General features: G+C 35.7%; 12 protein-coding genes. 3 read left to right on the top strand and 9 right to left on the bottom strand.

The features are described from left to right. Nucleotides 1–93 precede the first annotated feature (93 nt). On the bottom strand, nt 94–1,023 hold the full coding sequence (locus I600_RS01125) for a 2-hydroxyacid dehydrogenase (protein ID WP_058102679.1): 930 nt from the start codon (nt 1,021–1,023) through the stop codon (nt 94–96). Nucleotides 1,024–1,026: 3 nt separating this feature from the next. Next, a complete protein-coding gene (locus I600_RS01120; RefSeq protein ID WP_058102678.1) occupies nt 1,027–1,536 on the bottom strand; it encodes a DUF6155 family protein in 510 nt (169 codons plus the stop codon). A 172-nt stretch (nt 1,537–1,708) separates the two neighbouring features. On the opposite strand from I600_RS01120, the gene I600_RS01115 reads away from it, so the two are divergent. Both I600_RS01115 and I600_RS01110 read left to right on the top strand, forming a co-directional pair. Next, nucleotides 1,709–2,572, top strand: a complete 864-nt coding sequence (locus I600_RS01115; protein ID WP_036154298.1) for a sigma-70 family RNA polymerase sigma factor — start codon at nt 1,709–1,711, stop codon at nt 2,570–2,572. Between the two features lie 745 nt (nt 2,573–3,317). Then, complete coding sequence (locus tag I600_RS01110) at nt 3,318–4,610, top strand: interleukin-like EMT inducer domain-containing protein (RefSeq protein WP_157490825.1); 1,293 nt, start codon at nt 3,318–3,320, stop codon at nt 4,608–4,610. Here I600_RS01110 and I600_RS01105 read toward each other — a convergent pair. The 6 genes from I600_RS01105 to I600_RS01080 are packed head-to-tail and all read right to left on the bottom strand — an operon-like array spanning nt 4,600 to nt 14,194. Then, complete coding sequence (locus tag I600_RS01105; RefSeq protein ID WP_167342499.1) at nt 4,600–5,871, bottom strand: YaiO family outer membrane beta-barrel protein; 1,272 nt, start codon at nt 5,869–5,871, stop codon at nt 4,600–4,602. The two genes, I600_RS01110 and I600_RS01105, sit on opposite strands and share 11 nt — an antisense overlap. A gap of 35 nt (nt 5,872–5,906) precedes the next feature. Further along, nucleotides 5,907–8,288 (bottom strand): LTA synthase family protein, encoded by a 2,382-nt coding sequence (locus tag I600_RS01100; RefSeq protein ID WP_058102675.1) that lies wholly within the window; start codon nt 8,286–8,288, stop codon nt 5,907–5,909. A 5-nt stretch (nt 8,289–8,293) separates the two neighbouring features. Further along, the gene (locus tag I600_RS01095) at nt 8,294–9,724 is read right to left on the bottom strand and encodes a glycosyltransferase family 2 protein (RefSeq protein WP_058102674.1); all 1,431 of its coding nucleotides are present in this window, start codon (nt 9,722–9,724) and stop codon (nt 8,294–8,296) included. After that, on the bottom strand, nt 9,717–12,053 hold the full coding sequence (locus I600_RS01090) for a HEAT repeat domain-containing protein (protein WP_058102673.1): 2,337 nt from the start codon (nt 12,051–12,053) through the stop codon (nt 9,717–9,719). Before I600_RS01090 ends, I600_RS01095 begins: the two co-directional genes overlap by 8 nt. A gap of 16 nt (nt 12,054–12,069) precedes the next feature. Then, nucleotides 12,070–12,435 carry a response regulator transcription factor gene (locus tag I600_RS01085; protein ID WP_058102672.1) on the bottom strand — a complete coding sequence of 122 codons (366 nt, stop codon included), beginning with the start codon at nt 12,433–12,435 and terminating at the stop codon, nt 12,070–12,072. Between the two features lies 1 nt (nt 12,436). Next, nucleotides 12,437–14,194, bottom strand: coding sequence for a sensor histidine kinase (locus I600_RS01080; protein WP_058102671.1), 1,758 nt, complete (start codon nt 14,192–14,194; stop codon nt 12,437–12,439). A 143-nt stretch (nt 14,195–14,337) separates the two neighbouring features. Between I600_RS01080 and I600_RS01075 the strand changes: the two genes are divergently transcribed. Continuing rightward, nucleotides 14,338–15,627 (top strand): dipeptidase, encoded by a 1,290-nt coding sequence (locus tag I600_RS01075; RefSeq protein WP_058102670.1) that lies wholly within the window; start codon nt 14,338–14,340, stop codon nt 15,625–15,627. On the opposite strand, the gene I600_RS01070 is transcribed toward I600_RS01075, so the two are convergent. Then, nucleotides 15,624–16,028, bottom strand: coding sequence for an acyl-CoA thioesterase (locus tag I600_RS01070; protein WP_058102669.1), 405 nt, complete (start codon nt 16,026–16,028; stop codon nt 15,624–15,626). The genes I600_RS01075 and I600_RS01070 overlap by 4 nt on opposite strands. Nucleotides 16,029–16,085 lie beyond the last annotated feature (57 nt).

The raw sequence follows: 16,085 nt of genomic DNA, 5'->3' as shown, positions 1-16,085 counted from the left end.
TTGTAGGCGTTTATTTAGATTAATAATGCAAAAACCTTATAAAATTATAAGAATTTTATGGGTATAGGAAATAAAAAACTTTAAAACACAATATTAATATCCCTTGTTCATATCTACCAGATTCTGCAATTTTTCGCCGGAATCTAACCTTTTGTAGTTTTCTACAATTTGTGGAATAACCGAACCGGTGTCCGATACACTGGCGTAATGAGGGGTCATGTGTATTTTTTTATGGCTCCAAAACGGATGGTCTTTAGGTAAGGGTTCAGTATGGTATACATCTAAACAAGCCCCTGATAAATGTTGCTCGTCTAAAAGTGCCAAAAGATCCTCATCTACCAAGTGTCCCCCTCGGGCAACATTAATAACATAAGCATCTTGAGGAAGTTTTGATAACAATTCTTTATTTAAAATACCTTCGGTTGCCGGAGTTAGCGGTAGCAGGCACACCAAAATATCACTAGTCATTAAAAAAGAATCCTTTTCCTCCGGACCTGCAAAAGTTTTTACGCCCTGTATGTCTTTTTTGCTTCTGCTCCACCCTTGTACCTTAAACCCAACGGAAGTGAGGTCTTTGGCAGTAAGTGCGCCCAATTCGCCAAGACCTAAAATGCCAACGGTAACGTCCTTAATTCTTTTGTAATCCTTAGGTTGCCAAACATGGTCTATCTGATCTAATTTATATGCGTTCAAATTTTTAAGATGCGCCAATAGTACACTCAGAACATGTTCAGACATGTCACTGGCCAAATAAGGATCTACAATACGTGTAATGGGAATATTCTTAGGTCTGGTATCATCTTCAAAAATATAGTCTACCCCTGCCCCTGCAGAGGCAATACATTTTAAGTTTGGGTAATCTGCCAGAGCACCTTTTGGATGTTTCCAAATACAGGCCATGGTTATATCTTCCTTTGGGTGCTCTTCTAGATAGCTGTACACCTTAAGTGAGCTATTCTCTTTAAGCAATGCATTCTTCCATAGATCTATCTTATTGTCTTGTCTTATGATAACTATTGCCATATGCTAATCAATTATATCCAAGGCTTTAGAAAATTCTTCTTCATAAGGCCATTTTTGGTTTTGGGTTTCCGTATAAATTTTAAGAATACGCTCTTTAAAATCAGTAAAGATTCCTTGAACGCTTGTAAAGTGAACTACCTCATTAAATGAATTCAACATGCTCTTGAAAAAGGAGTCGGGCACATTTTTCTCCATTGAAAACGTCTGTGCAATTTCAAGATTATAGCACATGACATCAGCAATAAGGTGAGGGTCTACCCCTAACTTAATAAAATGTTTGATGAATTTTTGGGCTACCGATCGTCTTGCCCGTGGGCGCTTTCTCTTTAAAGGGAAGTACTCGTTTGAGATTTTTGCCTTGGCATCTTGCACCAATTTATCCTCTTTAGGGTTAAAGGCAAAGTCATAGTAAGTCTTCACCGCCGGAAATTTCTCGTACAACTCCAATATCTGCTCTTCCAGCGCTTTTTTCGGTGATTTGGATAGGTGTGTTTTTAATGCCCTTTTACTCATAAATATGTGCTGTAAGACATCAAAAATACGCTTTACCAATGTAACGTCATAAATCCTTAAATCTTTGTTAAAGCTAATAAATGGTGTAGAACTATGATGTTATTCATTAGGTTATTACGATAAAAAATGCTATACTGTAAACTTGTACAACTTCTAAATTCCATACACACATATGAGGCAACTAAAGATTATCAAGCAGGTAACGAATCGTGAATCGAAATCACTGGATAAATACTTGCAAGATATCAGTAAAATTGATTTGATTACAGCGAATGAAGAGGTAGAACTAGCGCAGAAGATTCGAGAAGGTAGTCAAGCAGCTTTGGAAAAATTGACCACGGCCAACTTAAGATTTGTGGTTTCCGTAGCAAAACAATACCAAAATCAGGGTCTAAAATTACCTGATCTAATTAACGAAGGTAACTTAGGCTTAGTTAAAGCAGCAAAAAGATTTGATGAAACAAGAGGATTTAAGTTTATATCCTATGCCGTTTGGTGGATCAGACAATCCATATTGCAAGCTTTGGCAGAACAATCTAGAGTTGTTCGTTTACCATTGAACAAAATTGGTTCCATTAACAAGATAAAAAAGACATTTTCTTATTTAGAGCAGGCACATGAGCGCCCACCGTCTCCAGAAGAGATTGCCAAAGAATTGGAAATGACCGTTTCTGAAGTAAAGCAATCATTGAAAAATTCTGGAAGACACGTATCTATGGATGCTCCGTTACGTGAAGGCGAAGATTCTAATCTGTATGATGTATTACGTTCAGGAGAATCTCCAAGACCGGATAACATCTTATTGCAGCAATCATTGAACACTGAAATCAATAGAGCTTTAGACACCCTATCTCCAAGAGAAGCAGATGTAGTAAAGCTATATTACGGTATTGGTGATCAACAGTCCATGACCTTGGCAGAGATCGGACAAACCTTTGATTTGACAAGGGAACGTGTTAGACAAATTAGAGAAAAGGCAATTCGTAAATTAAGACATGCCTCTAGAAGCAAGTTACTTAAGACCTATTTAGGCTAAATATAATTTTGTTTTAAAAAAGAAAGCGCCCGTTTTATACGGGCGCTTTCTTTTTGCTTTTTTATCATCCTAAGAATAGGATAGTTTATTGATATTAAAATTTACCAGAATACTATTTAAATCCTGGATGAAATTTTGATAGGACGAGAAATCTTGGTTTTGATGTGCCATAGGTTTAAATTTTATTGGTGTTTTGGTTTGGTAGATTTTACATGTAATCCAACTCAGCTAATTCGTTGATACTTAAAATCTCATTTAAATCTTGAAGAAAAATAAGGTATTCTTCACCGTAGGTGTCGTAAAGCATATTGTAGGTTTAAAAGTTAATCTTAATTTGGGTTTTCATATCTTGATAGTAAATATATAATGATGTTAAGATTGTCACAATAAAATGTGGTGAACCAATTTAAATATGTTGTAAAAACTACCTAAATATGTTGTTAAACATAAAAATACCCTTCAACCCTGTGTTTTATTAGGGGTGCGACCAATGTAGTTCTTCCTATTTTTAGGTACTTAATCGGTATTTCCCTCAAATTTGACACTTTTTAATACCCATCCGTAATACTAACTTTCATATATGTTTTAAGCCATTGTTAAGAAATATTTTAATTTTTATTAATGCAAAAGATTGATTTTCAGCAAGATAACAAGTAACAATACCTTGGTGATATTTGCGTTTTTATAGTAATCCTTTAAGTATGGTATAATCTTTTACCTTTAGTAACATAAAACAATACATATAATGATGTGTTTCCCCGGCAGTAAAACAAAAAGTGTACTATATACGATATTGGTAACTTTTTTAATAGGTAACCAAGTAAATGCACATGCTGTAAAAGAGCATACTGCTTACGTAGATGATTTCACCAATGTAGAACTTATACTCAACAGCCACAGTTTTAATACACACCAACGTAGTACCTTCACCTATGGTTCACAAACCGAAACCATTGAACGAGGTCTGACCATAGTACACTTGCAAGGCGATCATAAAATAGAATTTAAGTCTTTTGACACCTACGGTAGTGATCAAGATGTACTAGATTTTATTAAAGTACTTACTGAAATGATGAATGCCAAAGCTAGCATAGCCATATTGGCACATGATTCCGCAGACGCAAAATTAGAAGACTACCAGAAGGAACTTAGCAATTTAGGGCTACCCCAGTTAAGTACATTAAAAGGAAGACAAGCATATATTATGCATTATATAGATGGGCAAATTTTTGAGCAAATAGATGATAATTCCATTACCAAGCAAATACGTATTGCTTCACCAATATTGGACACTACCATATATTTTCCAAGAGAGGTCTATGAATTTGAAGACAATATTGATCGTTACATTGCCCACGCAGGTGGTGAAATCAATGGTGTAAAGTCTACCAATTCTAAACACGCCCTAGATGAAAACTATAAAAAAGGATTCAGGTTTTTTGAGCTGGATATTATAGAAACCTCTGACGGCAAATTAGTAGCGGCACATGATTGGAGCATGTGGGCACGCTTTACGGATTATACAGGTACCTTGCCCCCTACACATGCCCAATTTATGAAACAGAAAATCTATGGGGATTATACCACCTTAGATATGGAAGGCATAAATACTTGGTTTAAGCAACACCCAGATGCTACTTTAATAACTGATAAAGTAAACGACCCACTAGCCTTTGCCAATGCTTTTATTGATAAGGACCGACTAATTATGGAATTGTTCAGTGTTATGGCCGTAGAAAAAGCATCTGAAAACGGTATACATACCATGATCTCCCAAGAACCCTTATTGGCTATTAAGGGAGACAAAATTAATTTCTTAAAGGTGAACGATGTAAAATACGCTGCGGTATCACGTAGAATAATCTCCAGTCAGAAGAAATTAATGTTATCGTTAAGAGATGCAGGAATTAAAGTGTTTGTCTTCAACGTAAATTTTGACAGCGGTAAAGATGAACAATATGTATATGATAATGAACTGGGCTTAGTATATGGCATGTATGCCGATAAATGGATTACCGATATGGGTTCTAAAAATTAAACTCATAGGTGAGCCCCGCTGAAATGGAATAGAAATAACTACCGGGGTCAAAAGATTGTTCTTGTCTCAAAACCCCAACATTGGTTCTATAAGCGCTCAAATTATTCTTACTTGTAAACTGATACTCAAAACTTAATCGTTGAGATTCTATATACAATAGGGTTTCTGCCAGTAATTGGTCACCAGAAGTAAATTGACGTAGCTCTGGTGAAAACCCTACACCTACATTTATACCCATAAAGTTTTCAGCATCCTTTAGATACTTGCGGATTAATAGATTCCCCGATACATTGGTTAAATTATCGGCTTCTGGCGTAATGTACGATCGCAATGAAAAATAGTAGTTACCAGTATAATACCCCAATGAATTGGTTATAGATTTTACATCCTTGGTCGCAAAATTTATGAATCTACCACCTGCAGAAAATTCAATACCACTTTTATGATTATAGTAGACATCCCCACCCATTTTATGGTTTGGATACAAATCAGATTCCGAATAACCATAATTTAAATAGGCATAAACACCCTTGGTAATTTTTGGATAAAGGTCTACATCTAATTGAATTCCGTTTTTGCCTAGCCTATTGCTGTTGTTTATTCTAGGAATGATCACTCCGTAAGGTGTTTGCCTGTTGTAAGAAATACTAGAGGTTGTAATAGGATCAAAACGCTTATCGTAAAAAGTAACCGAACTGTTTACCGAAACCGTGTTTTTAAGCTGTTCTTCAGTAACCGGTGTTTTATGTACATTTTGCAAGGTATCCCTCTCGGCAACCTTAGCAGTTTCTTTTTTTGGTTTTGATGAACTCCTTGCTATTTTACTGTCTACATTATACCAAGCTTTATCACTATAAACAATGCCATTTATCCCGTCTATGGCAATAGCTCGTAATCTTTGTAGCTCAGGGTCATTAGATTTATGCAGTAAAGCCTTATTGGCAAGACCAAGTGCAGTATGATAGTTTTTGGCATAAAGTTCGTTCTTTATAGCCCCTAACCACACTGCTCTGTTATTCTTGTTCTTAGACAGTATGGTATTGAACGTAGATCTGGCACCATCATAATGGCCTCGCCAACTTAAGGTTCTTGCCCATAGAATAGAAGTTTCCTCCTCTGTTTCCGGTTCATTGATCAAAGTGTACAATATATTGTGGGCAGTATTTGTTTTGCCCTCATACGCCAAAGCATAAGCACTTTCAAAAGAAGGGTTACTATACGGTGTATCTTGCCCTTTTGCTTGCGTAACAAGCAATAGCATGATTAAAGATGTAACATGTAGCCAACTCTTATTCATTATTCTATAGATGCCAAAGTGCTATTGGTAGTATCTTTTGAAGTTTCATGATTTTTAATTCCAGCCTTTCTTGCGCTTGTTTTAGCCCTTGCTATTTTATTGGAAATTTCATTGGCACTAGCACTGTTTTCTTGAACAATATCTACCAAGGCCAAACCTTCCGCATGTTTGTCATACCAGAAATACACATCAAAAAGTGCGGCGTAGGAATCTATATAATTGGGGTTCATGGCAATACATTCCTTTAAAATCTTTACCGACTCCTCATAATTACCTTTCCAAATGTGTAACCGTCCCGATAAAATCTTAGTGTCTATATGGCTGGGAGATTCAGACAGAATGTAACGGCATAATAAAAGTGCATCATCCCACTTTTTGTTAAAAGCTAAATCCCGTGCCTTAAAAAAGGAACGGTCAAAATTGCTTCCATCATAAATACTGTTGATCCACGTAATTTCTGCCGGTGTAAATTTTTCCGTTTGAACAGAAAATATGGTCAAACTATCTGGTATGATCTTATTTTCTGTAGTGACATAATGGTTCACGGACTTAAAGCGCTCCAATGATTTTTCAACCCCACTACCGCCAAAGGTAGAACTGATATCCATATTTTCATCCAGCTCCATAATATCACCGTTGGTATATAATTTTTCTTTACTTATATACTCTTTCAATTCATTTTTGTTACGCATTAAAGGTATGTTCTTAGTGGATCTAAATGCTGTTTCCATGTCTAGCGCATCACCCATCCATGCTACTTTCTTAGGCATTTTCATTTCGTATGCATTATCCAACAACGCTAGAATAGACGGAGTGACATCAAAATGTGATGAGATAGAACTCATTTTACGTGTTTTTTTTAGCATTGGGCTATACATGATCAATGGCACATGAAAACGACTGATACTGTTTCTCTGCGGAATAGGTATAAGCCTATGATCACCGGTAATCACAAAAATGGTATTCTCATAATTTGGCTGAGATTTATAGGATTCCATAAACCATTGTATAGCATCGTCTGTATATAACAGTGTGGCAAAAACATTATTGTTTTTTTCAATGATTTTTGTCTCCCTGGAACCAAAATCACCATTCTTTAAAATCTGATTCACTTTGGTTTCAAAAAAATCTTGGTTGGGCGGTATAAATGGCTCATGTGTACTAATGGTCATATACACTTCTAGTCTTGGTTGATCTTCGTTTCTTTCTAAACTGATACTTTTTTTGAACAATTCCTTGTCCGGATATCCCCATGATGAACCAGCGGCATCTTCAGCCTGTTGCTGGTATTGAATTCCAAATCCCGATTTATCCAGTATAAAATCAACATTCTCACTATTTAGAAATCGGTCAACCTTATCAAAGGAACTATTAGTACCTTGATAAAAAGAAGTATGGTAGCCATTATTTTTTAGAACACTGAACATCGTAAGTTTATTAGGATATTCTTCTAGCTCCATAAATCCGCTTTTACCAAAAGGCAACGAACCCAATAAAGAAGGTAAAACCCCAAAAGTTCTCCCGGTATTGCTCAAGAAATTTTCCCAGTACAAGGATTTGGTGGTCAATGAATCTAAAAATGGGGTAAATCCGCCAAACTCGGCACCTTCACCAACGAAATCCCTACCCAGACCTTCTACCATAATAAATACGATATTTGGTTTCTCTTCTTTTAATTCAAAGTAATCACCAAGAACATTTTCAATGATCGGACCTTGAACCAATGGGTATTCTTCTTTAGAGGTATATGAATTATCTTCTGTACTGGTATTGTATATGTTAACCGCTAAATATTGAACTTTGTTCTGGTTAATGGGCTTTCCATCTGTAAACAAAGAAGCCATGAACAGGCTAAACAACACAATGGTAAAAGGGTACATTCTACTGATCCTATGATAAAATTTAGAAGTAACCTTATATAAAACCCAAAAAAGACCAATTAAAAAAGCAACGGCAAAAAGTAGGTAAACCGAAATCATGAATCCGCCAGAATTGGCAAGGGTTATCTTTACATCTGCATAGCTATATCCTAGTAAATCTGACCCTAAAGGCACCAAAGTAGAACAATAGTATGCAATAAGAACTGCCTCAAATATCAGCACTAAGCCCAAAAGAACGAATACCAGGTTAAACCCATATCTGGAGCGTAGATTTTCCCAAAAATTAAAAGGAAAAACCATAACAATACCCATTAAAGCGGTAAAGCCAATTTGATGTACAACAGCTTTAAGAAAACTAATGGAAATAATAGCATCTATAACACCTTTATAGTATAGCATACCATATTGAAAAAGCGTTAATACCAGCAGACATCCAAAAAAGGATATCATAAGCCGCGTATACTGCTTTAAGGTATATCTATCTATTTTACTTGTGTTCATTGCTATTATGTTGCTTTTGCAAAACCTTTTCTAACTTGGGACCCCCAGCCAGATTTAATCTTAAATAGTTTTTTATAATTGCCCCTAACCGCAGCATATACCACAATTGGGTGAAAAATGAAAGGTTCTAAAATGGCCAGCCCCATGAGAATAAGAATATCTTTTGTTTTTCTATATTGGTTATAGGAATACACATCCCAAAGAATGGCGTAAAAGGAAATCATGATCGAAAACAGAAAAATGGCCAACGTAATCATGAAAAAGAATTCCCAATTTAAAATACCCAAATAGGCAAAAAGGATAATGGTGAAAAAACCAAAAAACTCCAATAATGGAGAAAGCCACTCATAAAAAAACCAGTACGGATAGCTTAACAATCCCAATCTACCATACTTTGAATTGAACAACATATCCTTATGCTTGAACAACGTTTCTAAATTGCCCCTGGCCCAACGATCTCTTTGGTTTACAAGAATGTTGAGATCTTCTGGAACTTCTGTCCAGCACAGAGGATCGGGAATATACTCTATTGTATACGGTTCCCTTCTATCATGCATGTAACGGCGCATTTTAAAGACGATTTCCATATCCTCACCAACGGTATCCGTATCATAACCGCCAACAGCCAAAGCAATTTCACGTTCAAAAAAACCAAATGCACCAGAAATAATAAGCAAACTATCAATTCTACCCCAAGCCATTCTTCCCAGAATAAAAGATCGTGTATATTCCAATAATTGGAATCTTGCCAGCCAATTACTGGGTAATCTTATTTCCTCTAACTGTCCGCCTTGAATAATACATGAATTAGCCACACGTATAACACCACCAACAGCTATGACCCTTTTCTTGGAACGTTGAAAGAATGATTTAACCACATGCAATAAAGCATCTGGCTGTAAAAGGCAATCAACATCTATACAACCTACATATTTGCTCGTAGAAAGTGCTACACCGGTATTAAGGGCATCAGACTTGCCTCCGTTCATTTTATCAACAACGGTCAGCTTTTCAAAAGCCCTATTCTTAGATTTATATATTCCACGAACCGGTTTTGATTTCCAGTCGGGATCCATTTCTACATCGATCTTTTCAAGGTCGTAAGAATCTATTAATTTCTGTAAAGTATCATCTTTACTACCATCATTAACAACCATTACATCATAGTTTACATATTGTAATGATAACAAGGATCGTATATTCTCTACAATGGTAAGACCCTCATTATAAGCAGGAGCTATAATGGTAATTGTTGGCGCCAAAGGAGATGCCATAATTTTTGAAATATCGGTGAAGCTGTTCTTATTTCTATAATGCAATGAATTTCTTGTTGAGAAATACGCCATTAAGGAAAATAGAATAAAGAGTATTAACGTGAATACAAAGAATACAAAATTGATGTATTCCAAAACAACACCGAATAATTCACTATCCATTTTTCTTATTATATAAAGAGTTGGACATGGAACATAATTGGTCAAATAAGGTAGAACCGCTTTCTTTTTGTGCTACGTTGTTTTTTGCTTTCTCTGTTATTTCCAATTCAAAATTAACATCGAAAATGGAGTTTTTTACGCCTTCTAACTGCTCTTCTTTGGACAATGCTAAGCGGATTTTAATCGCATTCAATGCATCATTTGCCTCTTTGGACAAATCGTTAGACGTAGAATCAATAATACTCTTCAGTAATCGGAATTCTTTTTCATCGCCCACAATTTTAATTTCATGAATCAACATAAGTTTGGTTTCATGATCTGCTTGGTGATAAATATCGGTAAACACGCTCATAGCCAAATTACTGTCCTCGCTTAACAGATCATTTGGTCGTGGGGATTGATAGGAGAATTTTTCAATAAGCTCATTAGCTCTTTCAATAACCAATTCAGAAGTATTTTCCTCAATGATATCATACAATAAACCTAGTTCACGGCAATCTCCGAGTTCCGAAATGTTTTCCAAAATCACCATGGTCTCCAATTCTTCCTCAGGCATAAAATTGGCCGAAAAATTAACGGTACCGTTCTTTATTTCTAATATAGGTTCAACTGAAGCGTCTTCTAAGTTGTTTTTGTCGTTTTCTGTTATGATGGATGTCCAATCAATACTCATTTCTTCATCGAAATCTTCTTCACTGTCTAAAGTTTCAGTGACCTTACCCACTTGGTTTAACGCTTCGTTTTCTAAAACGAACATAGGTTCCAAAGCATCGGGCTCCTCAAAGGCAACATCTTCCTGTGCAACAACATCATCTATCACCAACGGTAAAAAGTTAAACGTAAATTCTTCGTTTTCAATCTCTAAAACCGTTTCCTTTGTCTCCTCATCACCTAATTCAGTTACGTCATCATTCAAAACACTTACATTAGCTTGATCTTCACCCATAACATGAGGTAAGAAAGAAAGATCCAATTCACTTATTTGCCCCTCAACTTCTGGTTTTGACATTGGTTGTTCGGTAACGCTCGCTGTAGGTTCTGTAGAAATATCTGAAGATGCCTCTACCGCTGTATTTTCTATAAATTTATTTTCTATAACCGGTAAATCTTCTTCCCCTTCAATTTCAGCCTCAATTGAATCAGTATTCTCAATAACTTCTTCCGTTTCTATGGGAGAGGAAGGTTCTATTAGTGGTTCAATCACTTTATCTTCAATCACTTCTTCTACTGTCTCAAACTCTGGCTCATAAAAATCTACTTGAGAAATATTCTTTGTAGGCAATACACTTTCAGGATTGATCTTGTTCAAAGTGCCGATAACTTTGCCCTTAATATTGAAATGACGTTCTGTAGCTTTTAACTTTTCTAGAAAGGGCACCTCTGAAGCCGACCCCAATTCACCTATGGCATCTAATATTGCAATTTTTATATCATGGCTTGCCTTAGGGTACACCATAATTAATGTGGGTAAGGCGCTAACAAAATGAAACTCTTTAATGCACTCTATTGCCTCTGCCTGTATTTCTTTCTTTTTATGTTTTAACAGTGTTATGATTGACTGTTCAGCATCGTTTTGACTATAATATTTTATAAGTCGTAAAGAGAACAACACTACATGAGTATTGGTAGAGGTTAACCAAAGCCCAAATTGTGGTGGTGTGTAATTTGGTTTGTGCCTAAGTACATCTAACAATTTTAACTGTTGCCATTCTGCAATTTTATATTTTGTATTGTCAAGAAAGTATTTAATACCTTCTTCTTTTAGGTTGACCACAGCAATTTCTGCCTGTTTACGTACAGTACTTTGTCTATGGTTAATGAATTTAATGATCAAGCCATAGGCTTCATCCACCTCCATGGTCGTCAGTTCCAAAATTCCGCTTGAAACCACTTGCCATTTGCTACTGCCCAATTTTTCATAAGCATCATGATGCAGCCCTAAATCTTTGTATAAATGGATTAAAACATCTTGGGATTGTCCAGATAGGTCTTTGCGCAAATCAAGTAAAACTTCGGTCAATACATGTCTATCGAATTTATTCTTGATCAATTCCCTTATCTGTACTTTTAAATTTAGATAGTTCATTTTTTCCTCTTTAGAATTAGAATCATCATAGAATAAAAATTCATTGATCATAGGGGAAAATTCTACCTTCTTTTCTTTGGTACGCTTGTTATTGGCAGTAATGTTATTTCTGATTAGAAATACCCCAACAAAGTAAATTACCGATAACACCAAAAACAATATGGTGAGCCACCAGAGATATTCTAAATTGAATTCTGGGGCTGTAATCAGCGAAATTTTTATTTGTCTTGGGGGAATTAACAAATGTTATTATTTAAAATTATTTATTTATCTCTCTAGCTATGCGTACTAATAATTCTGTTGGACTAACTGGTTTTGTAATAAAATCATTTGCTCCTAATTCAAAAGCGGTAAGAACGTTCTGTTCATTGCCTGCTGATGAAATAATGATGATAGGCGTATTTGATTTAAGGTCGTTTCTAACATAATCTATAAGCTCAATACCTGAAAAATAGGGCATCATAATATCGCTCACGATAATATCGGGCATATCATTTTTCAGATATTCCTTCACCTCTTTTCCATTGACGGAATGATGAACCGCATAACCGCCTTTTTTTAGCCTAAAATTTAAAAGCGAGGCCAACAGTTGATCATCATCTGCCAAGAGTACACGTTTACCCATATTATTTTTTGTTTAGGGCTTTTAAATCCATATCCAAATTCTCCTCCAACAAAGGATAATCGGTTAAGAATATTTCATATAACTCTTTTACCTTTTCAGGTTGATGTCCTTTACAGCTTGCCTCTAGGTCTACAATAAGCTTTCTCATACCATCAGCTTTAACCATGGCAAAACCAGCCTTTAATTTATGTGCGGATAACGCTATCTCTTTTAAATTTTCGGTTTTTAAATGAATTTTTACGTTACCTATAAATTCTATGGCGTTTAATTTGAACAACTTCACCAGTTCATTTAGCATATCTATCTCACCAAAACACTCTTTTAAAAGATGGTTAAGGTCTACAACAGTTGTTTCTTTAGGTTCTATCATTGGCTTTTGAAGTAATGCAGAATACTCTGCTTGTTCAAGTTTAATATTCTTATTGTCTATTATGGTCTTCATTAATTGTTCTAATGTGTACGGTTTCAGTAAAAAATCATTTATACCAATTGCCTTACAGTCTTTACTGTCCTGCTCAGTGAAATCTGCACTAAATGCAACTATAGGAATAGTATTCACCTTGGTATTGCTATGCTCTCTAATGATTTTAGACACTTCAAAGCCGTTCTGTCCGGGCATTTTAAGATCCATTAAAATGAGGTCTATATCTTTGGATTCTAAAGTTTTCAATGATTTTGGCAAGCTTAGATTGGAATATACCTTACAGCCCCATTTGGTCAGCTGCTCTACAATTAAGCGCTGATTCATTTGGTTGTCTTCAAAAACCATAATTTTGGTTCCTGCCAACACCCTTTTACCTTCTAATGTGCTATCATTATTGGTGTTTTTGCTGGTATGGATATTATTACCTAAAGGATAAGGAACCCTAAAAGTTACCGTTGTACCGCTATCTACAGTACTATCTATTTCAATATTGCCCTGTAGTTTTTCAATAATCTCTTTTGTAATCGTTAAACCAAGTCCCGTACCACCATATTTACTAGAGGTGTCATTTTCAGCTTGAGTGTAGCTATTGAAAATGGTCTTTATTTTCTCCTGAGAAATACCAATACCGGTATCTGCTACGGAAAATTCAAGTTCACAACCATCATTGAAAGTCTTAGATGCAAAAACTTCAAGCTTAATAAAGCCTTTATGTACAAATTTTACCGAGTTCCCTAAAAGGTTAAGAAGCACCTGAGATAGTTTAGAAGGGTCTCCTTTAATTATCTTAGGTACGTTTTCGTCAATTTCTACCAATAACTCTATATCACGATCAACAATTAAGGTTTCGCACAAGAACATAACATCATTCAACAAGCTATGCAGATTGAAATCTACAGACTCGAAATTGGTATTACCTGAAGATATTTTAGAATAATCCAGTACCTCATTGATCAATTTTAAAAGTGTATTGGAGGCAAATTGTATGGCATCTACTTTTTTGTGTTGGCTTTTGGTCAAATTTTCTTCGTTCAGCAAATTTGCAAACCCAATAATGCTGTTTAAAGGTGTTCTGATCTCATGGCTTATATGAGCAATAAATTGGTTTTGAGCGCTCTCTTGCTCTCTCATATCACTAGCCTTGGTTTCTTCAACCATAGAGGAAGTAGTATTGGGAGAATAAATATGATTTTCTAAACTAGATCTAAACGTGTCAAAAGAGTTTTTTAACACCTTAGCTTCATTGGCATTTAGCTCCTCAAAAGAAAATTCACTTACTGTTTTTTCCAGTTGTACCAATTGACCAAGTAAATCCTTAGTTTTTGAAATTGCCATAAATAGGTTTTCTTTAATTAGTTTGGGTTGTAACTTATAATTCCCTAAAAATGCGCTATAACCATTATGCAGACAATAAAATGTTCTCTAAGGCTGGTTATTTGTTGTGAATACACTTAAATTGTAGGTCATAAACCAACCCTATGAAACAGTTTATCTATTTAATTTGCGTTTTATCGATAGTATCCTGCGCAGAAAAAAAGGAGAAAAAAGAAGAAACCACGCTTGAAAAAGCCCAACGAATTCATGAAGAAGTCATTACTATTGATACCCATAATGACATCAACATCAAAAACTTCACAGACAGTGTAAATTATAGTCAGAGGCTAGATACCCAAATCAATTTACCCAAGATGGAAGAAGGCGGTTTGGATGTTACTTGGCTTATTGTTTACACAGGTCAAGATACACTTACAGATGAAGGTTATGCCAAGGCCAAAGAAAATGCCATGTCAAAATTTGAGGCTATCCATAAGTTGTGCGAAGAAATTGCACCGGATCAAATTGAATTGGCATTAAATTCTGCAGATGTAAAAAGAATTGTAGAAAGTGGTAAAAAGGTTGCCATGATCGGTGTTGAAAATGCATACCCGATCGGACTAGATATGGACCAATTTAAGGTTTACCATGATTTAGGCGCACGTTATATTTCATTGGCGCATAATGGTCATAGTCAGTTTTCTGACTCCAATACAGGTGAAGCTGATGATGAATGGTTGCATAATGGTTTAAGTGATTTGGGGAAAGAGGCAGTTGCCGAAATGAACAGGTTAGGTATAATGATAGATGTATCTCACCCATCAAAAGAAGCTATAAAGCAAATGATTTCCTTGTCAAAAGCTCCTATAATAGCCTCACATTCATCGGCAAGAGCCTTATGTGGACATAGCAGAAATTTGGATGACGAGCAATTGCTTATGATGAAAGAAAATGGTGGTGTAGTACAAACGGTTGCCTTTAGTTCATATCTAAATACGGAAAAGCATGAAGCAAGGGCAGCATTCATGAAATCAATTTACCAGCAAGTAGCAGATTCCTTGGATATAGCTTGGTATGAGCGTTCTAAGTTTTCCAGTTTATCCGATGTTGAAAAGGCGGCATTCATGGACAACTACCCTAAGGTTTTAAAAATAGGCAAAGAAATTGCAGAAACTAAAAGCGATGCACCAGAAGCGGTAAATGTTAGTGATTTCGTAGACCATATAGATTATATGGTAAAATTAATAGGAATTGACCACGTGGGTATTAGCTCTGACTTTGATGGCGGCGGTGGAATTGAAGGCTGGAACGATGCTTCTGAAACCTTCAACGTAACCCTAGAACTTGTAAATAGAGGCTATACCCAAGAAGAAATAGAAAAATTATGGGGAGGAAACCTATTGCGAGTACTTGATGACGTACAGCGAATAGCAAAAGAATTGGGTGAAAGTTAATCAACTTCACCCAATGCCGCTAAGCGATCTTTTACAAACTCTATTTTGGTCTTACCATGTGGTGTAGGTTTTCCGTTTTCACCTAGGTTGACCATAATGATATTATCTACGGTAACAATAGTTTCATGATTCATCTTATTACGTACCTCGCAGTTTAAGGTCAATGATGTTTTACCGAACTTTACCACCTCTATACCTATTTCAATAACGTCACCTTTAACGGCAGCGCTCATGAAATTGATTTCTGACATATACTTGGTAACCACTTTACCGTTTTCCAATTGAATAATGGCGTAAAGGGCTGCTTCTTCATCGATCCAAGCTAATAATCTACCACCAAATAAAGTGCCGTTAGAATTTAAATCGCCTGGTTTAACTAATTTTCTTGTATGAAATCTCATAGTCTATTTTTTAGCAAAATTTACACTGCAAAGTTAGTTGTTAATTTAGTAAAACTA

The sequence above is a fragment of the Maribacter dokdonensis DSW-8 genome (genome assembly GCF_001447995.1).
GTDB lineage: Bacteria > Bacteroidota > Bacteroidia > Flavobacteriales > Flavobacteriaceae > Maribacter > Maribacter dokdonensis.
This window is presented reverse-complemented; position numbering and strand designations above follow the sequence as displayed.